Origin of the sequence: Streptomyces sp. R11, assembly GCF_041051905.1 — a bacterium.
Lineage (GTDB): Bacteria > Actinomycetota > Actinomycetes > Streptomycetales > Streptomycetaceae > Streptomyces.
On record NZ_CP163432.1, the window covers coordinates 1252025 to 1274828 of the forward strand.

Sequence of the window (22804 nt, forward strand, 5' to 3'; positions counted from 1 at the left end):
AGCTCTCAGCAGAAGCAGGGTCCGCCGCCCGAGCCCAGGAAGGCGATGTCGCGGTCCCGCAGGGCCCCGGCGTAGGCCTGCACCTCGTCGACGTCGCCGTGCAGGTACTCGCCCCAGCCGTCTCCGGCCTTGCCCCGGCCGATCTGCAGGGCACCGGAGCTGGGCAGGCCGTTGGGGAAGGTGGCGGTGGCGTCGGCGTTGGTGTAGCCGTCGAGGTAGAGCTGGATCCGGTCGGTGGCGTCGTCGTAGACGACTGCGAGCCGGTGCCCCTGGCCCTCGCCGCCGTCCGCGGACTCGATCTGCGAGACCACGACCTCGGGCGCGCCGGCCTCGTCCCTCAGCGGCATCACCAACTGCCACGCATGGACCGCCGGGTCGTAGCGCACCTTGAAGGCGTCCGTGTGCTCACCGGCCTGCGACAGCACGGTCATCGGCGCGGCCGGTTCGGCGTCGGCAAGGCGGACGACCACGCCGACGGTGAAGCTGTCCGAGGTGTCCACGACGGCACTCCCGGTGGTCGCGTGACCGGTCGCGCCGTCCAGCTGGAGGTGACCGTCACCGACGAGGGGGTAGGGCACGAAGGGGCAGTCCGGATCGAGGTCGGGGAGGCAGGAGCCGTCGGGGCCGCGGTGGATCGAGGCTCCCGGTCCGAGCGTCAGCGGCGCCTTGCCGCTCTGCTCGGGGCTCGCGCCGTCCGTGGCGGTCTCCAGCGACCAGTGACCGAGCAACGTCGGCTTGCGGTAGGCCAGTTCGGTGACCACCGCGGGAACGACCACCCGGTCGTAGGCGCGGACGTCGCCGACGGCGCCGTGCCAGCGGTCCCCGTAGCCGCCGCCCTTGCGGGAGCGGCCGATCTGGAAGGCACCCGCTGTCCGGTCCGGTGTCGCCTCGGCGGGCGTGCCGACCTCGTTGCCGTTGACGTAGAGCCGCGCCTCGCCGGTCTCCTTGTCGTACAGGCCCAGCAGATGGGCCCACTCGCCGGTCTCCGGGGCGCCGCCGGTGATCCGGGTGCCGCCGATCGAGAAGGACCACTGCGGGCCTTCGTGCCGGGTGCGCAGCCCCAGGGTGAAGGCCGCGTGCGCCCCCGCGTCCTGGCCGGCCACGGTCATGTTCCGGTCCGTCCGCGCGGGGCGCGCCCAAGCGCTGACGGCGAAGGTCTTTGCGGTGTCGACCGCCGGGGCGTGCGGGGTGAGGAAGGCGTGGCTGCTGCCGTCGAGGCTCGCCACGGAGGCCAGCGACGTTCCGCGCGGCGCGGTCGTGCCGAAGACCACCCGGGAGCCGGCGTCGGCGGCAGGGCCGGCCTCGGCGGCGGCCGTGGTGGAGCCCGCCGGGTCCGCCAGGTTCCAGTGGGCGACGGGGGCTCGGCCCGACTTGATCCGGATCCAGTACGTGGTCGTCGTACTGCTGCGGCCGGCACGGTCGATCGCGCGGACGCTGAGGTAGTCCGTGCCGGACTTCAGCGGGAGGTGCCGGATGGTGACGGGGCCGCCGAGCTCGTCGGGGCGGGCGGTCAGTTGCGGGCCGCCGATGAAGCTGTAGACGTACTGCGCGACATCGTCCGACGGGGAATCCATGGTGAAGCTGCCGTAGACGCCCACGCCGTCCCGGATCTGGTCCTCCGGATAGTCGGAGGACGTGACGACGGCCTTCTCCGGGCTGGTGTCGTCGTACACGAACTGGCAGACCGAGCCGCCGCCCTCGGAACTCCACGCGGAGAGCGCGGTGCCGTCGTCGGCACGCACGTGCCAGGAGACGACCGTGTTCGCCGGAATGTCGTCCGGCATCCGCCAACGCTGGGGTGAGCCGGACAGCGTCTCCGACGTGGTGTGGGTGCGGCGCTGTTCCACACCCTCGGCGTCGGTCCACCAGGCCTCGAACTCGCCCTTGACCATGTTGGCCTCTACGGGCTGGTTGTCCTCCTCCGGGTCGTACAGCACCGCCTCCAGCGTCGGCGCCGCCCCGACGTACGCCTTCTGCTCCCCCGCGGCGCACGCCTTCGTACCGGTCTGCAGATCCTGGACCAGCGGCTGACGCGGCGGCAGGTTCTCGGCGGCGTGGGCGACTCCGGGCGCAGTCAGGACGGCCGCGGTGACGAGGCAGCCCACCGCGATGCGGCCGGGTCTGTGCCGACTCCCGCTGCTTCTGGCAGTGTTCACGCTTTTCCTCCCCTGGTGAGCCCGTTGATCACACGGGCCGCAGGAGGTTAACAGTGCCCACTGACATGGACAGAGCCATTTTTGGTGCAACCCTCTCGCAACGTTCCCCGTGCTCCCCTTGCTCCCATGGATGAGGAGACCCCGCCGTACGACGAGACCCCCCGCGTCGAACTCACCCCCGCGGCCGCCGACCTGCTTCGCCGACTGCGGGCGACACACGGCCCGCTGATGTTCCACCAGTCCGGCGGCTGCTGCGACGGCAGCGCGCCCATGTGCTACCCGGAGGGCGAGTTCCGTACGGGCGGCTCGGACGTGCTGCTCGCGGAGCTGCACGTCGAGGGGGTCGAGGAGCCGGTGACCTTCTGGATGGCGCGCAGTCAGTACGAGGTGTGGAGCCACACGCGGCTGATCGTCGATGTCGTGGAGGGCAGAGGCAGCGGTTTCTCCCTGGAGGCACCCGAGGGGGTACGTTTCCTCACCCGTTCTCGCGTCGTCGGCGCCTAGAAACCCCGCAGCTCATTGCCGTCTGGTGCACTTCCCCTGAGTCCTGCCACATTTGACGAGACATCAGGGGGAGACTGTGACGCGTCGTCAGAAACGGTTCGGCACCGCCAGAGCGGCCCTCACGCTGCTCACGGCACTCAGCGCGCTGGCCGGTACGGCCGTTGTGGGCGCGGCACCGGCCGGCGCCGCGCAGGGCACCCCGGTCGGGCCGGGTGTCTCGTACGACGAGTTCGACATCGCGGCGGCGAAGGGCACGGCGCATGCCCATGTCCTCACCGTCGACCTGCGCAACCCGCGCGTGCGCCTCGACCTGCTGCATCCGGGGGCGGTGGCGGCCCGGGCGACCATCTCCGAGCAGGCCGGCGCGCAGGGCGCCGTCGCGGGCGTGAACGGCGACTTCTTCAACATCAGCGAGGTCCAGCACCCGGGCGTCCAGGCGACCGGCGCGAGCGTGGGACCGGCCATCGCGCGCGGCACGGCGCTGAAGGGCGCGGTGCCGACCGGACAGCGCTTCGGGCCCGCGCTGCCTCCCGGCACCACCACCGAGGACGTGTTCGGCCTGGGCGTCGACCGCCGGGCCCGCCTCGACGACCTGAGCCTCGACGGCTCGATCCGCACACCCGAGGGCCGGCTTCCCCTGCGCGGGTTCAACCAGTACGCCCTGCCGGTGGGGTCCATCGGGGCGTTCACCGCCCAGTGGGGCAGCGTCTCCCGGGTGCGCGCCACCTGCGGGACGGACACCGACCGGGCGGCTCCGTGCAGCACGGACACCTACGAGGTGACGGTCCGCCGGGGCCGTGTCGTGTCGACCGCCGACACACCCGGCAGCGGGCCGATCGCGCCGGACACGACCGTACTAGTGGGCCGCGAGGCGGGTGCGCAGCAGCTGCGGAAGTTCTACGCGGGCGAGCGCGTGACGGTGCGGCACCGGCTGGTGGCGTCCAAGTCACGCGTTCCGTTCCGCTTCGCGCTCGGCGGCTATCCGGTCCTGGACGACGGACAGCCCCTGCCCGGCCTCGACAACCGGGCCTCGGCCGTGCGCACGGCCGTGGGCATCGCGGACAACGGCCGGCGCCTGCTGCTGCTCGCGCTGGACGGCGCGCCCGAGTACCGCACCGGTCTGACCATCGCGGAGGTGGCCTCCGTCATGCGGGAGTTGGGTTCGGTCGACGCGTTCAGCCTGGACGGCGGCGGTTCGTCGACGCTGGTCGCCCGCGCGCCGGGAGCGGGGGCCGTCTCGGTACGGAACCACCCGTCCGACGGAGTGGAGCGCCCTGTCCCCAACGGCATCGGAGTCTTCTCGGCTCGCTGACCGTTACGGTCTGAGGCCGCTGACGATGTCCGCAGTGGCCGTCAGACCGCTGTTGATGGTGGGCGCCATGCTCGTGCTGGCCAGGTAGAAGCCGAGCAGCAGGCACACCAGCGCGTGGGTGATCTTCAGTCCGCCGTTGCGGACGAAGATCACCGCCAGGATGAACAGCAGCAACACCACAGAGATGGAAATGGCCATCGTCAACCTCCTCCGCCACGCCGCCTTGTCAAGGTTCGCGGCGTTCGGCCGCAAGTGTGGCGTAGCGGAGGGTTCGTCCGGGCGGCTGACCTGTCCTCCGAACGTGTGGTGTTCTCGCGCGGCGTTCTAGAAGGTCCGCCGGGCGTCGAGGAAGGCCTCCAGGCCGGCGAGGTCGTCGGTGTTGAGGAAATCGACGCCGGCGGCCAGCAGTTCGCCCCACAGCGCGTCCCGCGCCGGGCCGGCCACGTCCGGAGTGGCCCAGAACCGCACCTTCTGCCCGCGGGAGTGCGCCGCCCGGACGATGCCGCGCAGCTTCTGCCGCTCGGCGTCCGGGAAGGCGCCGACGCCCAACCAGGTGAAGTTGAGCGTCCAGTTGTCGCTGATGAGCGAGATGAAGGAGGCGGGCGCCGAGCTGCCGAGGTCGGCGAGGCGGCCGTCGTAGAAGGCGCGGCGGACGGTCTGGGCCTCCATCGGCGTACGGGCCGCACGGTCGCCGGAGATCACGGCGGTGACCGCCCCGGGGAGGACCCGGCCGTGGGCGTACGTCGTGAACAGGTGCTTGTAGCGCTTGAGGTGCTTGTCGAGTTCGAGGTACGTCGACGCGCCCTCGGTCTTGATGTCGATGAGCAGTTGGATCGGCTTGCGGTGTCCGCGGTGGACCCAGCCGTGGTTGGCCCGCACGCGGGCGGCCAGCGGGTCGAGGTAGAGGGACTCCAGTGTGCGGGTGGGGTCGAGGTCCTCGGGGTCGTGGGCGACGAGGAGCTGGTCGCCGACGAGGTAGATGTCGGCCTCAAGACTGCCGAAGCGGTGGTCGAGGGCGTCGAGGAGGGGGCGCGGGTGCTCGTAGTCGTTGTGGGCGTGGGCGCGCCACAACGGGCGGGGGCCGTGCTTCTGTTCGCCGGCCAGCGCACCGGTGGCGGGCAGGGCGACCGCGCCCGCGAGGGCGGCGCCGAGGGTGGTGAGGGCTCTGCGACGGGTGGTGAGGGCCATGTGCTGCCTCCCTGGCAGGGGCGTTTCAGGCGTTGGGAACCGCTGCGAGTATGCGATTCCGAAGCCTCAAACAGCAGAGCTGCGCGGCGAGTTGGCCGGACTGCCGTCCTGTGTTCACTTCACCCGTACTGCGCACACGAAAAAGCCCGCCCCAGGTCGGGCGGGCTTTTCGCGCGGTTCGCTCAGGTGGACGTCAGGGAGCCTGCAGGTCGACAAGTTCGGCCAGGGCCGCACGGTGGGCGCCCGCCGTGCCGTAGGCGATGGAGTCGGCCTTGGCGCGCTTCAGATAGAGATGGACCGGGTGCTCCCAGGTCATGCCGATTCCGGCGTGCAGTTGCAGCGCCTCCTCGGCGGCGTGCACGGCGACGGGCGCCGCGTACGCCTGGGCGACGGCAACCGCCACGTCGACGTCGTTCCCCGTCGTGAGCGCGTCGGCGGCGCCCCGGGCGGCCGCGCGGAGGTTGACGACCTCCAGCCACAGCTGGGCGAGCCGGTGCTTGAGCGCCTGGAAGCCGCCGACGGGCCGGTTGAACTGCTTGCGGTCTTTCAGATAGCGGACCGTCTCGGTCAACGTCCATTCGGCGAGCCCGAACTGCTCGGAGGCGAGCAGCCCGGCTCCGGCGCGCAGGGCTCGGCCCACGGCGGGTTCGGCGGCCCCCAGCAGCCGGCCCGACGCCCCGTCCAGGCGCACCGTGGCCACCGGCCGGGTCAGGTCCAGGGACACCTGCGGGGTGACGGTCACGGCCTCGGAGTCGACCGCGTACAGCCCACCGTCGTCCGCGGGCACGAGCAGCACGTCGGCGACGGCCGCGTCCGCGATGCCGGTCAGCTCCCCGTGCAGGACGCCGCCCTCGTGCCGTACGACCTTGTAGGCGCCGCCCGGAACCACGTTCAGGGCCACGGCGAGGGCGCCGATCCGCCGCCCGGACGCCAGCTCGGCCAGCAGGCCCGCGTCGGTCTCGCAGCCGAGCAGGGCCTCGGTGGCCACGACAGCGCTGGTCAGGAACGGCACGGGCGCGACCGCGCGCCCCAACTCCTCCAGTACGACGGCGACTTCGCGGTGGGTGGCGCCTTGGCCGCCCTGCTCCTCCGGGACCAGGAGTCCGGCCAGGCCCATCCCGTCCGCGAGCGCCTTCCAGGCCGCGAGGTCGTGCGGGGCGTCCGACTCGGTGCGCGCGATGACGCCGGGCGCGTCGCAGTGATCGGCGAGCAGGTCCCGTACGGCGGCCCGCAGTGCCTCTTCCTCCTCCGAGTACAACAGGTCGCTCATCGGGCGAGGTCCTTCCATGCGACGTCCTTGTCGGTGCGCGGCTCGGACGGCAGGCCCAGGACGCGCTCGGCGACGATGTTCAGCAGGACCTCGCTGGTCCCGCCCTCGATGCTGTTGCCCTTGGAGCGGAGGTAGCGGTATCCGGCGTCGCGGCCGGTGAAGTCCACGAGCTCCGGGCGGCGCATGGTCCAGTCGTCGTACAACAGGCCCTCCTCGCCGCGCAGTTCGACCTCCAGGCCGCTGATCTCCTGGTTGAGGCGGGCGAAGGCGAGCTTCATGCCGGCGCCCTCGGGGCCGGGCTGGCCCGCGACGAGCTGCTGGCGCAGCCGCTCCGCGGTGAGGCGGGAGACCTCGGACTCCACCCACAGCTTCAGCAGCCGCTGGTGCAGGTCGTGGGTGCGCAGCTCGGGCCGCTCGCGCCAGGTCCTGGCGATCGGGCCGATCATGCCGCCCTCGCGGGGCAGCCGCATGCCGCCGATCGCGACGCGCTCGTTGTTGAGCGTGGTCTGCGCGACCCGCCAGCCGTCGCCGACCTCGCCGAGGCGACGTGAGTCCGGGATGCGGACGTCGGTGAGGAAGACCTCGTTGAACTCGGCCTCACCGGTGATCTGCCGCAGCGGCCGGACCTCGACGCCGGGGTCGGTCATGTCGCAGAGGAAGTAGGTGATGCCCGCGTGCTTGGGCACGTCCGGGTCGGTGCGGGCGATGAGGATGGCCCAGCGGGCGATGTGGGCGCTGGACGTCCAGACCTTCTGCCCGTTGACGACCCAGTCCTCGCCCTCGCGGACGGCGCGCGTCCGGAGCGCGGCGAGGTCGGACCCGGCGCCGGGCTCGCTGAAGAGCTGGCACCAGACCTCCTCACCCGTCCACAGGGGCCGCAGATACCGCTGCTTCTGCTCCTCGGTGCCGTACTTCAGGATCGTCGGCGCGGCCATGCCCAGCCCGATCCCGATGCGCCGCGGGTCGTTGTCGGGGGCGCCCGCGGCCTCCAGCTCGGCGTCCACGACGGCCTGGAGGGAGCGGGGCACACCGAGTCCGCCGAGGCCCTCGGGGTAGTGCACCCACGCCAGCCCCGCGTCGAAGCGGGCGCGCAGGAAGTCCAGGCGGTCGGTGCCGGTGGGCGGATGGGCGTCCAGCAACTCGGCTGTCCGGCGGCGGAGTTCTGATGCGTCGATCGTCATGCGGCGGCTCCGTTCTCCAGCGACGGCACGACGGCGATACGGCCGGTGGTGACACCGTCGGCGACCTTCTGGACGGCGGCCGCGGCCCCGCTCAGCGGCACCCGCTCGCTCACCAGCGGCTTGATCGCGCCCCGGGCGGCCAGCTCGGTGAGCTGCTCGTGGCAGTGCTGGATCAACTTCGGGTTCTTGGTGTTGTACAGACCCCAGTGCAGACCGAGGATCGAGTAGTTCTTCACCAGCGCGTGGTTGAGCGCCGGGCTGGGAATCGTGCCGCTTGCGAAGCCGACGATCACGATCCGGCCCTCGAAGGCGACGACCTTGGCGGACTGGGCGTAGGCCTCGCCTCCGACGGGGTCGTAGATGACGTCGGCGCCCCGCCCGCCGGTGGCCTCCTTCACGGAGCCGATGACGTCCTCGGCACGCCGGTCGATGACGACGTCACAGCCCAGCTCACGGGCCACGGCCGCCTTGTCCGCGCCTCCCACGACACCGATGACCCGCGCCCCGGCCGCCTTGCCGAGCTGCACGGCCGCGCTGCCGACCCCTCCGGCGGCAGCGTGGACGAGCAGCGTCTCGCCGGCTTCCAGACCGGCCCGCCGGTGCAGGCCGAACCAGCCGGTCTGGTAGCCGATGTGCAGGGCGGCGGCCTCGGCGTCGTCCAGCGCCTCGGGCGCGGGCAGGACGGCGGCGGCGTCCGCGACGGCGTACTCGGCGAAACCGCCGTACGGCAGCGCGGGGTTGGCGAGGACACGGCGCCCGTCCTCGGTCTCGCCGCAGATCTCCACACCCGGCGTGAAGGGCAGTGGTGGCCTGACCTGGTAGTGGCCCCGGCACAGCAGGGCGTCCGGGAAGTTGATGTTCGCGGCGCGCACCTTCAGCAGGATCTGGCCGTCACCGGGCGTGGGCGTCTCGACGTCCTCGAGCCGCATCACCTCGCTCGGCTCGCCGTTGTCGTGCACTTGCCATGCCTGCATGCGGTGCCTCCACGGGGGACTGCTTCGTCTGACCGGGGTCGGTTCGCATACTAAGCGGTCGCTTGCCGATCAGGGAACAGTCCCGTGGGGACAGTCATGTGCGTCACGGCTTCTTGGGCCGCGCCCGCACATGCATCCGCTCCCCCTGCGGCCCGAACAGACTGAGGAACTCCACCGGCCCCTCCCCGGTCGACCCGAACCAGTGCGGCACCCGCGTGTCGAACTCGGCAGCCTCTCCCGCCGAGAGCACCACGTCGTGCTCGCCGAGCACCAGCCGCAGTCTGCCCGAGAGGACGTACAGCCACTCGTAGCCCTCGTGCGTACGCGGTTCCGGTTCGAGCCTGCGCTGCGGTTCGAGCACCTTGAAGGCCTGGAGGCCGCCGGGCTGGCGGGTGAGCGGCCAGTGCTTGCGGCCGTACTGCTCGATCGGCTTGGTGGCGCGCACCCGCGGATCGCCCACGACGGGATTGCCGACCAACTCGTCCAGCGGCACCTGGTGCGCCCGCGCGATCGGCAGCAGCAGTTCCAGACTGGGTTTGCGCAGGCCGGACTCCAGCCGGGAGAGCGTGCTCACCGAGATGCCGGTCACCTCGGACAGCGAGGCGAGGCTCACCTCGCGCTCTTTGCGCATCTGCCGCAGCCTGGGACCCACGCCCGCGAGAACTTCATCGGTACTCATGCCGGTATTGCAGTTTCGGCAAACTTGTTTGTCAATCCCGCGCCCTCGGCGGCACGGTCTGGGTGGAGGTGGTCACCATGACCGAAACGTACGAAGTGATCGTCGTCGGAGGCGGTGCGGCAGGCCTCTCGGCCGCCCTCGTCCTGGGCCGTGCCCGGCGCCGCACACTGGTCGTCGACGCGGGCGAGCCGCGCAACGCGCCCGCCGCGCACATGCAGGGCTATCTGACCCGGGACGGCATGTCCCCCGCCGAGTTCCTGACGATCGGCCGCGAGGAGATCGCCCGGTACGGAGTGGAGCTCGTCCGCGACACCGCCGTGGACGTCACCAAGGGCGAGGACTTCGCGGTCGAGCTGGCGAGCGGACGCACCGTGCGTGCCCGGCGGCTGGTGATCACGACCGGCCTCAAGGACGAGCTGCCCGCCGTCCCCGGCGTCGCCGAGCGCTTCGGGCGCGATGTGCTGCACTGCCCGTACTGCCACGGCTGGGAGGTGCGCGACCAGGCCTTCGGGGTGCTGGCGACCGGCCCGCTGAGCGTGCACCAGGCGCTGATGGTCTCCCAGTGGTCCAAGGACGTGACCTTCTTCCTGCACGAGGTCGCCGAGGACGACCTGCCGGACGACGACCTGCGCAGGCTCGCCGCGGCCGGCGTGCACGTCGTTCCCGGCGAGGTCGCCGGGCTCGTGGTCGAGGACGACCGGCTCACCGGAGTGCGACTGGCTGGGGGCACCCCCTCCGAGGAAGGCTCGGTCCACGACCGCCAGGCGCTGTTCGTCGCGCCCCGCCCGATCCCGCAGACCGCGCTGTTCGAGCGGCTCGGCGCCGAGATGACCGAGACTCCCTTCGGCGCCTACCCGGTGGTCGACGCGACGGGCCTGACCTCCGTGCCGGGCGTGTGGGCCGCGGGCAACGCGATGGGGTTCGCCGAGCAGGTCGTGAACGCGGCGGCGGGCGGCTACCGCGCCGGGGCCACGGTCAACGGGGAGCTGCTGATGACCGACATCGACCTGGCCGCGGGGGTGTAGAGCGGCCGCCTCCGTTGCACCATTGCTGCATGCTGCTGACCCGGCTGGCCCAGGTGTCCCAGGAGGTCGCCGCGACCTCTGCGCGGTCCCGGAAGATCGCTCTGCTCGCGGAGCTGTTCCGGGACGCCGAGGCGGACGACGTACCGATCGTCATCCCGTATCTGGCGGGACGGCTGCCGCAGGGGCGGCTCGGCATCGGCTGGAAGGTGCTGAGCCGGCCGGTCGCCCCGGCCGCCGAGCCGACGCTCACCGTGCGCGAGGTGGACGCCCGGCTGACCGGGCTCGGCAAGGTCTCCGGCACGGGTTCGCAGGCCGAACGGGGCCGTTTGGTCGGCGAGTTGATGGGCGCGGCCACCGAGGACGAGCAGCGCTTCCTGTTCGGGCTGATCACGGGCGAGGTGCGGCAGGGCGCGCTGGACGCGGTGGCGGTGGAGGGGCTGGCGCAGGCGACCGGGGCGCCTTCGGCGGACGTGCGCCGGGCGGTGATGCTCGCCGGGTCGCTCCAGACGGTGGCCGAGGCCCTGCTCGCGGACGGCCCCGCCGCCCTCGAACGCTTCCGGCTCACCGTCGGCCGCCCGGTCCTGCCGATGCTGGCGCACAGCGCCTCCTCGGTGGCCGAGGCGGTCGACAAGCTCGGCACCTGCGTGGTCGAGGAGAAGCTGGACGGCATCCGCGTCCAGGTGCACCGAGACGGCGACATCGTGCGGATCTACACCCGCACCTTGGACGACATCACCGACCGGCTCCCCGAACTGACGGCGACCGCACTGGAGTTGAGGGGAGATCGCTTCATCCTGGACGGGGAGGTCATCGCCTTCGACGACCGGGGCCGCCCCCGTTCCTTCCAGGAAACCGCCGGCCGCGTCGGCTCCCGCGTGGACGTGGCGACGGCGGCCAAGGAGGTCCCCGTCTCCCCCGTCTTCTTCGACGCCCTGTCCGTCGACGACCGCGACCTGCTCGACCTTCCCTTCGCCGAACGGCACGGGGAACTGGCCCGGCTGGTCCCCGAGCCGATGCGCGTGCGCCGCAGCCCGGTGTCCGGGCCCGAGGACCTCACGCTGGCCGAGGACTTCCTCGCCGAGACCCTCGAGCGCGGCCACGAGGGCGTCGTCGTCAAGGCGCTCGACGCCCCCTACAGCGCGGGCCGGCGCGGCGCCTCCTGGCTGAAGGTCAAGCCCGTGCACACCCTCGACCTGGTGGTACTGGCCGCCGAATGGGGCCACGGCCGCAGGACCGGCAAGCTCTCCAACCTCCACCTGGGCGCCCGCACGGCGGACGGTTCCTTCGCCATGCTCGGCAAGACCTTCAAGGGCATGACCGACACGATGCTGACCTGGCAGACCGAGCGGCTCCAGGAACTCGCCGTGGAACACCAGGGCTGGGGCGTGACCGTACGCCCCGAACTGGTCGTCGAGATCGCCTACGACGGCCTGCAGCGCTCCACCCGCTACCCGGCCGGCGTGACACTCCGCTTCGCGCGCGTGGTCCGCTACCGCGAGGACAAACGGCCCGAGGAGGCCGACACGGTCGAGACCCTGCTCGCCGCCCACCCGGACGTGAAGCCGTGACCGCGGGGGTGACGCCGTGACGCCGTCCGGCGAGAAGCGCGAGAAGCGCAGCGCGGGCCTGCTGCTGTTCCGCCACACCGATGACAGTCTGGAAGTGTTGCTCGGCCATATGGGCGGCCCGTTCTTCGCCAAGCGCGACGCCGGGGCGTGGACGGTCCCGAAGGGCGAGTACGAACCCGACGAGCCCGCCTGGGACGCGGCTCGCCGCGAGTTCCAGGAGGAACTCGGGCTGGCGCCACCCGACGGGGAGGCCGTGCCCCTCGGCGAGGTGAAGCAGTCGGGCGGAAAGATCGTCACGGTATGGGCGGTCGAGGCCGACCTCGACCCGGCGACGGTCGTCCCCGGCACGTTCGTGATGGAGTGGCCGCCGCGTTCGGGACGGACCCAGGAGTTCCCGGAGCTCGACCGGGTGGCGTGGCTGGGCGTCGACCGGGCCCGCGAGGTGATCGTGAAGGCCCAGGCCGCGTTTCTCGACCGGCTGGCGGAGCACTCGGCCTGAGCGGCCGTACACGCGTTGCGGTAGCCACCGCCGCGCGGGAAGGTCGAAGCATCAGCACGCTCCCAGGAGGTCGGTCATGCCCATCGCGACGGTGAACCCGGCGAACGGCGAGACGCTCAAGACGTACGAGGCCATGGGTGCCGAGGAGATCGAGCGCAGGCTCCAGCTCGCCGAGGCCACATTCCGCACGTACCGGACCACCAGCTTCACCGACCGGGCTCGCCTGCTGGTCCAGGCCGCGAGTCTCCTGGAGGACGACCAGGACGACATCGCCCGGACGATGACCACCGAGATGGGCAAGCCCATCAAGCAGTCGCGCGCGGAGGTCGCCAAGTGCGCCAAGGCGATGCGCTGGTACGCCGAGCGGGCCGAGGAACTGCTCGCCGACGAGGAGCCGCCCGAGTCCGACGTGAAGGACTCCGGCGCCTCGCGGGTCCGGGTGCGCTACCGGCCGCTCGGTCCGGTGCTCGCGGTGATGCCGTGGAACTTCCCGCTCTGGCAGGTGATCCGCTTCGCGGCCCCGGCGCTGATGGCTGGCAACGTCGGCCTCCTCAAGCATGCCTCGAACGTCCCCCAGACCGCCCTCTACCTGGAGGACCTGTTCCACCGCGCGGGCTATACGGAGGGCTGCTTCCAGACCCTGCTCGTCGGCTCCGGACAGGTCGACGAGATCCTGCGTGACGACCGCGTCAAGGCGGCCACCCTCACCGGCAGCGAGCCGGCCGGCCGCGCGGTCGCCTCCACCGCCGGGGAGATGATCAAGAAGACGGTGCTGGAACTGGGCGGCAGCGACCCGTATGTCGTCATGCCGTCGGCCGACGTCGACCGCGCCGCGCAGATCGCCGTGACCGCGCGCGTGCAGAACACCGGTCAGTCGTGCATCGCCGCCAAACGGTTCATCGTGCACACGGACGTCTACGAGGCGTTCGCCGAGCGGTTCGTGGAGGGCATGAAGGCGCTGGTGGTCGGCGACCCGATGCAGGAGGAGACAGAGGTCGGCCCGCTGTCCAGCGAACGGGGCCGGGACGACCTGGAGGAGCTCGTCGACGACGCCCGGCGCAGCGGAGCGGCCGTGCTGTGCGGCGGCCACCAGCTGCGCCGTCCCGAACTGCCCGGCTGGTACTACGCCCCCACCGTGCTCGCCGGCATCACCCGCGAGATGCGGATCCACCGCGAGGAGGCATTCGGACCGGTCGCCACGCTGTACCGGGCCGACGACCTGGACGAGGCGGTACTGATCGCCAACGACTCACCGTTCGGACTCAGTTCGAACGTGTGGACGCGCGACGAGGCCGAGGTCGACCGGTTCGTACGGGACCTGGAGGCCGGAAGCGTGTACGTCAACGGGATGACGGCGTCCCATCCGGCGTTTCCGTTCGGCGGAGTGAAGCGGTCCGGATACGGGCGTGAGCTGTCCGGGCACGGAATCCGCGAGTTCTGCAACATCACCACGGTTTGGCAGGGTGCGTGAGCGCCGCGCGACTACGATCCCGGGTGTGAACCGCGAAGTTACTCTGCCGCTGATCGTCGATCACCGCGGGACCTTGCAGGTGGCTGCGTCCGATGTGAGCAAGCTGCTGCGCACGGTGGGTGGTCGGTGGCTGCACCTTGTCGAGGCCGGGGAGGACGGGCTCGACGAGGACACGGTGGCCGCGCTGACCATCGAGCTGGCGAAGCTCGCGGATCGCATCGACGTGGCGTGCATCGCGCACAGCAGCGGTGGTGCGCCCTAGGGTTTCGGCGCATTGCCGGGTGCGGGTCGTGTGTGGCTGGTCGCGCAGTTCCCCGCGCCCCTCTCAAAGGTCGGCGTCCGCAACGCCCCTCAGGGGCGCGGGGAACTGCGCGCTCAGCCACGAACCAGCTGCAGACCGCGTACCTCGGAAACCTCCTCGGCGCTTATCGGATCGGCATCCCCGACAACGTACGGGCGATCACCAGCCGCTGGATCTCGCTCGTGCCCTCGAAGATCGTGTAGATCGCGCTGTCCCGGTGCATCCGCTCCACCGGGTACTCCCGGGTGTAGCCGTTGCCCCCGAGGATCTGTATCGCCTGGGCCGTGACCTTCTTCGACGTCTCGCTCGCGAACAGCTTCGACATCGACCCCTCGGCCGCGGTGAACGGCTTCCCGTTCACCGCCATCCAGGAGGCACGCCACACCAGCAGCCGCGCGGCATCGATCTGCGTCGCCATCTCGGCCAGCTGGAACGCCACACCCTGGTTGTCGATGATCGGCCGCCCGAACTGCTCACGCGTCATCGCGTAGTCGAGGGCGACCTCGTACGCGGCACGGGCCGTACCCACGGCCATCGCACCGACGGCCGGCCGCGAGGCCTCGAACGTGGCCATCGCCGCGTTCTTCACGCGCTCGCCGCCCGCCTTGGCCCGCTCGCGAGCCCGCGCCAGGCGCTCGTCCAGCTTCTCCTTGCCGCCCAGCAGGCAGGAGCCCGGCACCCGCACGTTGTCGAGGATGACCTCGGCGGTGTGCGAGGCACGGATGCCGTGCTTCTTGAACTTCTGGCCCTGGGCCAGACCCGGCGTGTTCGGCGGGACGATGAAGGACGCGTGCCCCTTGGAACCCAGGTCCGGGTCGACGACCGCGACGACCACGTGCACGTTGGCGATACCGCCGTTGGTCGCCCACGTCTTCGTGCCGTTGATCACCCACTCGTCCTTGGCCTCGTCGTAGACGGCGCGGGTGCGCATCGAGGCCACATCGGAGCCGGCGTCGGGCTCGGAGGAGCAGAACGCGGCAAGCTTGACATCGTTGGCATCGCCGTACATCTGGGGCACCCAGGTGCCGATCTGCTCCTCGGTGCCGTTCGCGAGGACGCCGACGGCGGCGAGGCCGGTGCCGACGATCGACAGGGCGATGCCCGCGTCACCCCAGAACAGCTCCTCCATCGCCATGGGGATGCCGAGACCGGTCTGGTCGAAGTACTGCTGGGCGTAGAAGTCGAGCGAGTAGATGCCGACCTTCGCGGCCTCCTGGATGACCGGCCAGGGAGTCTCCTCACGCTCGTCCCATTCGGCGGCCGCGGGGCGGATCACGTCGGCCGCGAAGCCGTGCAGCCAGTCCCGGACCTCCTTCTGTTCGTCGTTGAGCTCCATGGTGAACTCGGCCATGTCCCCTCCAGCGGCGTACGTGCATGCTTGATGCTTGTTACTAGCGGTAACCTTAGTTTGTTACTCGCGGGTAGATAAAGTCAACCCGCGACGCCCGGTCGGCAGTCCGTTCGATGGTTGCGGCTGGTTGAGTGTTAGTTTGCGCATGCGTCATCGATTCACCACGGGTGGGGAGAGCTCATGGACACCACGCAGCGGACCGAGCAACAGCGGTCCGCCGACCGCCGTCGGCGCGAGCTGCTGGAGGCCGCCGACAGAGTGGTGCTTCGCGACGGCCCGCAGGCCTCGATGAACGCGATCGCGGCCGAGGCGGGGATCACGAAGCCGATTCTGTACCGGCACTTCGGTGACAAGGGCGGACTCTACGCGGCATTGGCCATGAGGCATACGGACGCGCTGCTCGACTCGCTGCGGGCGGCGCTGGACGCCCCCGCGGACCGGCGTGAGCGCGTCGAGGCCACCTTGGACACGTACCTCGCGGCGATCGAGGCGCGGCCTCAGGTGTACCGGTTCCTGATGCATCCGGCGGAGGGGGGCCAGCCCGGGGACCCCGGCTTCGACGTCGGCAAGCACTCGGCGCCGCTGCTGCGCAGGATGGGCGAGGAACTGGCCACCGTCATCGAGGAGCGGTTGGACCTCGGGCCCGGCAGTCAGCAGCTGGCCCGGGTGTGGGGGCACGGGATCGTCGGGATGATGCATGCCGCGGGTGACTGGTGGCTCGGGGAACGGCCGTGCTCGCGGGCGGAGTTGGTGCGCAGTCTGGCCGACCTGTTGTGGGGGCGGTTGGCTGCGGCGGGGGACAAGATGGGCGGTCCGGGGTTCTGACGGTCCCTAGGTAGGCAGCGCCGGCCTGTGCCAAGAGGCTCGGGCCACCTGTCGCATCAGGCGTCTACGGCGCCAGCCCGTTACGCGGTCCGCGTACAGCGTGCCGTCCAAGTGGTCGTGCTCGTGCTGCAGGCAGCGTGCGAAGAACCCCGTGCCGTGGATCGTCACCGGCTCCCCCGTCATTGTGAAACCCTCGACCACCGCGTGGTCGTACCGCTCCGTGCCCGCCTCCAGGCCCGGCAGGGACAGGCAGCCCTCGGGGCCGCGGAGCACCACGCCGTCCGCCTCCACGAGTCGTGGGTTCACCACATGCCCGAGGTGCCGGACGTCCTCGTCGTCGGGGCAGTCGTACACGAACACCCGCAGCGGCTCGCCGATCTGGTTCGCGGCGAGACCCACGCCACGCGCCGCGTACATCGTCGCGAACAAGTCCTCCACCAGCGTCGCCAATTCGGGGCCGAAGTCGGTGACATCCTTGCAGGGTGCCTGCAGCACCGGGTCGCCGAGCACGGTGAGGGGACGGACGCGCCCGCGCGCGCCCGGAATGGAGCCGTTTCGCATGGCCGCAAGGGTACGGCGATTCGGGAGTGCGAATGGATCTCGATAGGCTGACCACCACCACGTTGCCGTCAGGCAGAGGCGCGGCGCGTACGCAAGGAGGATCGAGGACTGATGTCAGGCAACTCGGACCCGCTTTCGCCGCGGGCCAAGCTGGCCGTGACCGCGGGTAAGGCGGTCGCGGCGGCATCGCGTGCCGCGGGGCGCGGTAGCGGTTCGGTGATCGGCGGCCGGGTGGCACTCAAGCTCGACCCCGACCTCCTCGCCCGGCTCGCGCAGAACCTGGACGTGGTCCTGGTGTCGGCGACCAACGGCAAAACCACGACCACCCGGCTCATCGCGGAGGCCCTGCGGGCCGCCGGGCCGGTCGTCTCCAACGCCCTCGGCGCCAACATGCCCGCCGGCATCACCTCGGCGCTCGCGGGCAGCTCGGAGGCTCGCTACGGCGTCATCGAGGTCGACGAGAAGTACCTCGCCGGGGTCGCCCGGGACACCGACCCCAAGTGCATCGCGCTCCTCAACCTCTCCCGCGACCAGCTGGACCGCGCCGCCGAGACCCGCATGCTCGCCGAGAACTGGCGCGAGGGGCTCGCCGGCTCGAAGGCCGTGATCATCGCCAACGCCGACGACCCGCTGGTCGTGTGGGCGGCCTCCTCGTCCCCGAATGTGATCTGGGTCGCCGCCGGGCAGATGTGGAAGGACGACGCCTGGTCCTGCCCGTCGTGCGGCGGTGTGATGCAGCGCCCCGGCGACGACTGGTTCTGCGGTGAGTGCGGCTTCCGGCGGCCCACGCCGAGCTGGGCGCTGTCCGGTGATCACGTCCTGGACCCGCACGGGTCGGCCTGGCCCATTCACCTCCAGCTGCCCGGGCGCGCCAACAAGGCCAACGCCGCCTCCTCCGCCGCCGTGGCCGCCGTGTTCGGAGTGCCGCCCCAGGTCGCCCTGGAGCGGATGTACCAGGTGCAGGCCGTCGCGGGGCGCTACGACGTCGTGCAGTTCGAGGGGCGGGACCTGCGGCTGCTGCTCGCCAAGAACCCGGCCGGCTGGCTGGAGACGTTCTCCCTCATCGACCCGCCGCCGACCCCGGTGATCCTCTCCGTGAACGCGCGCAGCGCCGACGGCACCGACACCTCCTGGCTGTGGGACGTGGACTACACGCGGCTGACCGGGCACCCGATCTGTGTCGTCGGCGACCGCAGGCTCGACCTCGCGGTGCGGCTGGAGGTCGCGAACCAGCAGTTCCAGGTCTGCGACACCCTCGACCAGGCCGTGCAGCTGTGCCCGCCGGGCCGGATCGAGGTCATCGCGAACTACACCGCGTTCCAGGACCTGCGCCGCCGCGTCGGCAACTGACGTACTCAGACGTACTCACAAGGACAGTGACTTCATGAGCGACAACAGTCTGCGGATCGTCTGGATCTACCCGGACCTGCTCAGCACGTACGGCGACCAGGGCAACGTCCTCGTCGTGGAGCGCCGGGCGCGGCAGCGCGGCCTGGACGTGGCTCGTCTCGACGTGCGCAGCGACCAGCCGATCCCGACCTCCGGCGACATCTACCTGATCGGCGGCGGCGAGGACCGGCCGCAGCGGCTGGCGGCCGAGCGGCTGCGCCGGGACGGCGGTCTGCACCGGGCCGTCGAGAACGGCGCCATCGTGTTCTCGGTGTGCGCGGGCTACCAGATCCTCGGCCACGAGTTCATCAACGACCTCGGCCAGCGCGAGCCCGGTCTCGGCCTGATCGACGTGGTGTCCGTGCGCGGTGAAGGGGCCCGGTGCGTCGGTGACGTGCTCGGCGACATCGACCCGCGTCTCGGTCTGCCCCCGCTGACCGGCTTCGAGAACCACCAGGGCGTCACCCACCTCGGCCCCACCGCCCGCCCCCTCGCCAAGGTCCGTTTCGGCAACGGCAACGGCACGGGCGACGGTACGGAGGGTGCGTACAACGACACCGTCTTCGGTACGTACATGCACGGCCCGGTGCTCGCCCGGAACCCGCTGATCGCCGACCTGCTGCTGAAGCTCGCGCTCGACGTGAACGCGCTGCCGCCGACCGACGACCGCTGGTACGAGGCGCTGCGCAACGAGCGCATCGCTGCCGCGCAGCAGCCCGCCTGACGGTTCTCGCACCGGCTCGTACACCTGGGTTCCAGTCTGCTGTCACCAGCCCGTCTGACGGTGCGTCCGCACAGGTGAGCGGGGTCGTCCAGCAGGCGGACGCATGGTTCGGCCCCGCCCCCTGATGCCGCTAGGGTGGCGGGGATTCGAGCCGGACAGCGTGGTCCGGTCCCGGCCCACGTTGAGAAGGTTTTTCGGGCTATGCGCATTGGTGTCCTCACGTCCGGCGGCGACTGCCCCGGCCTGAACGCCGTCATCCGGTCCGTCGTGCACCGCGCCGTCGTCGACCACGGCGACGAGGTCATCGGCTTCCGGGACGGCTGGAAGGGCCTCCTGGAGTGCGACTACCTCAAGCTCGACCTCGACGCGGTGAGCGGCATCCTGGCTCGCGGCGGCACGATTCTCGGCTCATCCCGGGTCCAGCCCTCCCATCTGCGGGACGGCGTGGAGCGGGCGAAGGGCCACCTCGAGGAGCTCGGCCTCGACGCGATCATCCCGATCGGCGGCGAGGGCACGCTGAAGGCGGCCCGGCTGATGTCGGACAGCGGCCTGCCCGTCGTCGGCGTGCCGAAGACCATCGACAACGACATCGCGGTCACGGACGTCACCTTCGGTTTCGACACGGCCGTCGGCGTTGCGACCGAGGCCCTGGACCGGCTCAAGACCACCGCCGAGTCCCACCAGCGGGTGCTCGTGGTCGAGGTCATGGGCCGGCACACCGGCTGGATCGCGCTGCACTCCGGCATGGCGGCCGGCGCGCACGCCATCGTCGTGCCGGAGCGGCCCTTCGACATCGAGGAGTTGACCCGGGTCGTCGGCGAGCGGTTCGAGGCGGGCAAGCGCTTCGCGATCGTCGTGGCGGCCGAGGGGGCCAAGCCGAGGCCGGGCTCCATGGAGTTCGACGAGGGCGGCAAGGACATCTACGGGCATGAGCGGTTCGCCGGGATCGCCCGTCAGCTGTCCATCGAGCTGGAGGGGCGCCTGGGCAAGGAGGCTCGGCCGGTGATCCTCGGACATGTGCAGCGCGGTGGTACGCCCACCGCGTACGACCGGGTGCTCGCGACGCGGTTCGGTTGGCATGCGGTGGAGGCCGTGCACCGGGGTGAGTTCGGCAAGATGACGGCACTGCGCGGCACCGACATCGTGATGGTGTCGCTGGCGGAGGCCGTGGAGACGCTGAAGACCGTGCCGGAGGACCGGTACGAAGAGGCTGAGTGCGTGCTGTAGCTCCGGTTCGCCCTGGAACAGATGCCCCCGGTCGCAATGCCGACCGGGGGCAGTTCTAGTCTGTGTGCGGACAGACTTGCACAACCCCCACGAAACAGGAGCCGGCGGATGGATCACAGCGGGCACGGCATGATGATGGATTTGCCGCCGTTCACGCTGGGGCGGGGGCTCGCGTGGTCCGCGGACCCGTTCTTCCTCGTCGCCTGCCTGGTGGGGCTCGCGCTGTATGCGTGGGGTGTCGTGCGGCTCGCGCGGCGTGGGGACAAGTGGCCCGTGGGGCGGACCGTGTCGTACGTCGCCGGGGTGCTGTCCGTGATGCTCGTCATGTGCACCGGGCTGAATGACTACGGGATGGTCATGTTCAGCGTGCACATGGTGCAGCACATGGTGATCAGCATGTTGTCGCCGATTCTCCTCCTGCTCGGTGCGCCGATGACGCTGGCGTTGCGTGCGATGCCGCCGGCGGGGCGGGGGCGCAAGGGGCCGCGGGAATTGCTGCTGGCCCTGCTGCACAGCCGGTACATGCGGATCATCACGCATCCGGCGTTCACCATTCCGCTGTTCATCGCCAGCCTCTACGCGCTGTACTTCACCCCGCTGTTCGACTTCCTGATGGGCTCCAAGACGGGCCACATCGCGATGATGGTGCACTTCCTCGCCGTGGGTGTGGTGTTCTTCTGGCCGATCATCGGCGTGGATCCCGGTCCGCACCGGCCGGGGTATCTGATGCGGATGCTGGAGTTGTTCGCGGGAATGCCGTTCCACGCGTTCTTCGGCATCGCCTTGATGATGGCGTCGGAGCCGATGGTCGAGACGTTCAAGAACCCACCCGCCTCACTCGGCATCGACGCGCTCTCCGACCAGAACGCGGCCGGCGGCATCGCCTGGGCGTTCAGTGAGATTCCGTCCGTGCTGGTGCTGATCGCGCTGCTGTTCCAGTGGTACGGCTCCGAGCAGCGGCAGGCCAAGCGCAAGGACCGGGCCGCCGACCGGGACGGCGACAAGGAACTCGAGGCGTACAACGCCTATTTGGCCTCATTGAACGCACGCGGGAACTGAGGAAACCGAAAGGCTTCGCCTTTCAGTAGCATGAAGCGCGTCGGGGGAACCGCCGGGGGGAGCGGTAATGGCGTTTCGCGTTTTCGTGCACAGGTCCGAAATAGCGGCGATTCGGAGGATCGCCGTCCTGTTGGTCTTCATTCTGGCGCTCAGTGGGTGCGACCGGAACACACCGTTGTCCGTGGTGAAAGCGGTGGCCGCGGGAGTGCCGTCGCTCGCGCCCTTCTTCAACGAGAGCCAAGGGCTGGGGCGGGACGCGCAGGTACGGGCGCAGACGGCGCACGGAGGTCTGCAGCAGGGCGACACTCCTGGCCTGTACGGGGGTTCGAAGCAGCCGACGATCTGCGATGTCGCACGGCTGAAGGAGTTCCTCACCGACCCGGCCAATGAGCGCAAGGCTCAGGCGTGGGCAGCCGCGCTCTCCCTCACGACGGCCGAGATTCCGGATTATCTCGGCCGCCTCACACCCGTACTCCTGCGTCACGACACTCTCGTGAAGAACCACGACTACAAAAAGGGAAAGGCCGTCCCCTTCAACGCGCTGCTTCAGACGGGAATCGCGATTCTCGTCGACGAGCGGGGTCTTCCGGCGGTGAAGTGCTCGTGCGGAAATCCGCTGCGGCCCTTCGAGGGTGACACGACGCGGATAAAGGTCGAGTTCGACGACCGCAACGAGGAGTGGAAGGGCTATGAGAAGTCGTCCGTGGTGGCCGTGCGGCCCGCGACGCGGGAAGTGGAGCAGCTCGCTCTCGTCGATGTCCATGAACCCGACCGCGGCGTCAACCGGCCCGTCGGCACCACGGGCGAGGACGACACGACGTTCGACACGCGTGAACGGCGTGCGGTGCCCGACCTGGCCGGGACGACGTTCGGGCAGGCGAGCCGACGGCTGGCCGGCAAGGGGCTGGCGGCCGCCTTCGCCGGCGGAGGGCTGCCGCCGGACAACGCCCGGGTCATCGCGTCGGATCCGCCGGCCGGTGCGGAGTTGCGGTTCGGGGAGTACGTGACGTTGAGCGTGGCCGGAGGGGCGATGTCCGGTGGCTCGTCGAGTGGGACGTCCACTCCCCCGCAATCGGGGGCGGGGTCGGAGACCGGGTCGTCCGGGTCGACGCGGGATCCGTCGGGCTCCACGCCGTCGACGTCCCCGTCGTCCTCCACGTCCACGTCCCCGCCGTCCGGCTCGGCCCCACCGCCGTCGTCCTCCGTGTCCGGCAGCTCCGGACCGACCAGTCCGGGTCCCACCAGCGGGCCCCCGTCCGCGGGCCCGCCGTCCTCCGCGGCGCCGCCCTCGTCCGTTACGCCGTCCGCCGATCCGCCGCCCAGCTCGGCGAAGCCCCCCTCACCCAAGGACCCCACGTCCAGCTCGCCACCTCCGCCCACGACCGGCTCACCACCGGGGACCAGCTCGCCCCCGGCCAGTGCCCCGGTCACCAGCAGCGCGCCGCCGCCCGAGACCAGCCGGCCCGCGACGAGCGCCCCGCCCACCGGTGGGCCCACCGCGAGCACGACCGCCTGACAACCACGCAGCGCACCCGCAGAA

Annotated in this window: 22 protein-coding genes; 13 read left to right on the forward strand and 9 right to left on the reverse strand. The window is 70.9% G+C overall.

The features are described 5' to 3' along the window. Positions 1–5 precede the first annotated feature (5 nt). Positions 6–1574, reverse strand: coding sequence for a LamG-like jellyroll fold domain-containing protein (locus tag AB5J55_RS05670; protein WP_369276106.1), 1569 nt, complete (start codon positions 1572–1574; stop codon positions 6–8). A 708-nt stretch (positions 1575–2282) separates the two neighbouring features. On the opposite strand from AB5J55_RS05670, the gene AB5J55_RS05675 reads away from it, so the two are divergent. Then, positions 2283–2660, forward strand: coding sequence for a DUF779 domain-containing protein (locus tag AB5J55_RS05675; protein WP_369269598.1), 378 nt, complete (start codon positions 2283–2285; stop codon positions 2658–2660). Between the two features lie 76 nt (positions 2661–2736). Beyond that, on the forward strand, positions 2737–3972 hold the full coding sequence (locus AB5J55_RS05680) for a phosphodiester glycosidase family protein (protein WP_369269599.1): 1236 nt from the start codon (positions 2737–2739) through the stop codon (positions 3970–3972). A 3-nt stretch (positions 3973–3975) separates the two neighbouring features. Here the strand turns inward: AB5J55_RS05680 and AB5J55_RS05685 are convergent, their stop codons facing one another. The 6 genes from AB5J55_RS05685 to AB5J55_RS05710 all read right to left on the reverse strand — a co-directional run bounded on the left by AB5J55_RS05685 (position 3976) and on the right by AB5J55_RS05710 (position 9264). Further along, positions 3976–4170: a hypothetical protein gene (locus AB5J55_RS05685; RefSeq protein WP_328429264.1), complete on the reverse strand. Its 195-nt coding sequence runs from the start codon at positions 4168–4170 to the stop codon at positions 3976–3978. 126 nt (positions 4171–4296) lie between these two features. After that, complete coding sequence (locus tag AB5J55_RS05690; protein WP_369269600.1) at positions 4297–5160, reverse strand: phosphatidylinositol-specific phospholipase C/glycerophosphodiester phosphodiesterase family protein; 864 nt, start codon at positions 5158–5160, stop codon at positions 4297–4299. 193 nt (positions 5161–5353) lie between these two features. Continuing rightward, the gene (locus AB5J55_RS05695) at positions 5354–6430 is read right to left on the reverse strand and encodes an acyl-CoA dehydrogenase family protein (RefSeq protein ID WP_369269601.1); all 1077 of its coding nucleotides are present in this window, start codon (positions 6428–6430) and stop codon (positions 5354–5356) included. After that, positions 6427–7611 carry an acyl-CoA dehydrogenase family protein gene (locus AB5J55_RS05700; protein ID WP_369269602.1) on the reverse strand — a complete coding sequence of 395 codons (1185 nt, stop codon included), beginning with the start codon at positions 7609–7611 and terminating at the stop codon, positions 6427–6429. The genes AB5J55_RS05695 and AB5J55_RS05700 overlap by 4 nt, the downstream gene beginning before the upstream one ends. Next, entirely contained in the window at positions 7608–8585 is a 978-nt protein-coding gene (locus AB5J55_RS05705) for an NADPH:quinone oxidoreductase family protein (RefSeq protein WP_369269603.1), read from the reverse strand. The genes AB5J55_RS05700 and AB5J55_RS05705 overlap by 4 nt, the downstream gene beginning before the upstream one ends. Positions 8586–8688: 103 nt before the next feature. Further along, a complete protein-coding gene (locus AB5J55_RS05710; RefSeq protein WP_369269604.1) occupies positions 8689–9264 on the reverse strand; it encodes a helix-turn-helix domain-containing protein in 576 nt (191 codons plus the stop codon). A 77-nt stretch (positions 9265–9341) separates the two neighbouring features. On the opposite strand from AB5J55_RS05710, the gene AB5J55_RS05715 reads away from it, so the two are divergent. From AB5J55_RS05715 to AB5J55_RS05735, 5 genes are all read left to right on the forward strand, one after another. Further along, entirely contained in the window at positions 9342–10289 is a 948-nt protein-coding gene (locus tag AB5J55_RS05715; protein ID WP_369269605.1) for an NAD(P)/FAD-dependent oxidoreductase, read from the forward strand. 29 nt (positions 10290–10318) lie between these two features. Then, positions 10319–11857 (forward strand): ATP-dependent DNA ligase, encoded by a 1539-nt coding sequence (locus AB5J55_RS05720; protein ID WP_369269606.1) that lies wholly within the window; start codon positions 10319–10321, stop codon positions 11855–11857. A gap of 16 nt (positions 11858–11873) precedes the next feature. Beyond that, positions 11874–12356 carry an NUDIX domain-containing protein gene (locus tag AB5J55_RS05725; protein WP_369269607.1) on the forward strand — a complete coding sequence of 161 codons (483 nt, stop codon included), beginning with the start codon at positions 11874–11876 and terminating at the stop codon, positions 12354–12356. 76 nt (positions 12357–12432) lie between these two features. Then, a complete protein-coding gene (locus AB5J55_RS05730; RefSeq protein ID WP_369269608.1) occupies positions 12433–13827 on the forward strand; it encodes an NADP-dependent succinic semialdehyde dehydrogenase in 1395 nt (464 codons plus the stop codon). A 25-nt stretch (positions 13828–13852) separates the two neighbouring features. Next, a complete protein-coding gene (locus tag AB5J55_RS05735; protein ID WP_369269609.1) occupies positions 13853–14089 on the forward strand; it encodes a DUF6213 family protein in 237 nt (78 codons plus the stop codon). Positions 14090–14252: 163 nt separating this feature from the next. On the opposite strand, the gene AB5J55_RS05740 is transcribed toward AB5J55_RS05735, so the two are convergent. Beyond that, positions 14253–15479 (reverse strand): acyl-CoA dehydrogenase family protein, encoded by a 1227-nt coding sequence (locus tag AB5J55_RS05740; RefSeq protein ID WP_369269610.1) that lies wholly within the window; start codon positions 15477–15479, stop codon positions 14253–14255. A 180-nt stretch (positions 15480–15659) separates the two neighbouring features. On the opposite strand from AB5J55_RS05740, the gene AB5J55_RS05745 reads away from it, so the two are divergent. Then, a complete protein-coding gene (locus tag AB5J55_RS05745) occupies positions 15660–16304 on the forward strand; it encodes a TetR family transcriptional regulator (RefSeq protein WP_369269611.1) in 645 nt (214 codons plus the stop codon). A gap of 6 nt (positions 16305–16310) precedes the next feature. Here the strand turns inward: AB5J55_RS05745 and def are convergent, their stop codons facing one another. Then, entirely contained in the window at positions 16311–16865 is a 555-nt protein-coding gene (def, locus tag AB5J55_RS05750; protein WP_369269612.1) for a peptide deformylase, read from the reverse strand. 111 nt (positions 16866–16976) lie between these two features. On the opposite strand from def, the gene AB5J55_RS05755 reads away from it, so the two are divergent. From AB5J55_RS05755 to AB5J55_RS05775, 5 genes are all read left to right on the forward strand, one after another. Beyond that, positions 16977–18215: a MurT ligase domain-containing protein gene (locus AB5J55_RS05755; RefSeq protein WP_369269613.1), complete on the forward strand. Its 1239-nt coding sequence runs from the start codon at positions 16977–16979 to the stop codon at positions 18213–18215. Positions 18216–18249: 34 nt separating this feature from the next. Further along, positions 18250–18978 carry a type 1 glutamine amidotransferase gene (locus tag AB5J55_RS05760; RefSeq protein WP_369269614.1) on the forward strand — a complete coding sequence of 243 codons (729 nt, stop codon included), beginning with the start codon at positions 18250–18252 and terminating at the stop codon, positions 18976–18978. Positions 18979–19179: 201 nt separating this feature from the next. After that, positions 19180–20205: a 6-phosphofructokinase gene (locus tag AB5J55_RS05765; protein WP_369269615.1), complete on the forward strand. Its 1026-nt coding sequence runs from the start codon at positions 19180–19182 to the stop codon at positions 20203–20205. A 108-nt stretch (positions 20206–20313) separates the two neighbouring features. After that, positions 20314–21264, forward strand: coding sequence for a cytochrome c oxidase assembly protein (locus AB5J55_RS05770; protein WP_369269616.1), 951 nt, complete (start codon positions 20314–20316; stop codon positions 21262–21264). 181 nt (positions 21265–21445) lie between these two features. After that, positions 21446–22780, forward strand: coding sequence for a DUF6777 domain-containing protein (locus tag AB5J55_RS05775; protein WP_369269617.1), 1335 nt, complete (start codon positions 21446–21448; stop codon positions 22778–22780). Positions 22781–22804: the final 24 nt, after the last annotated feature.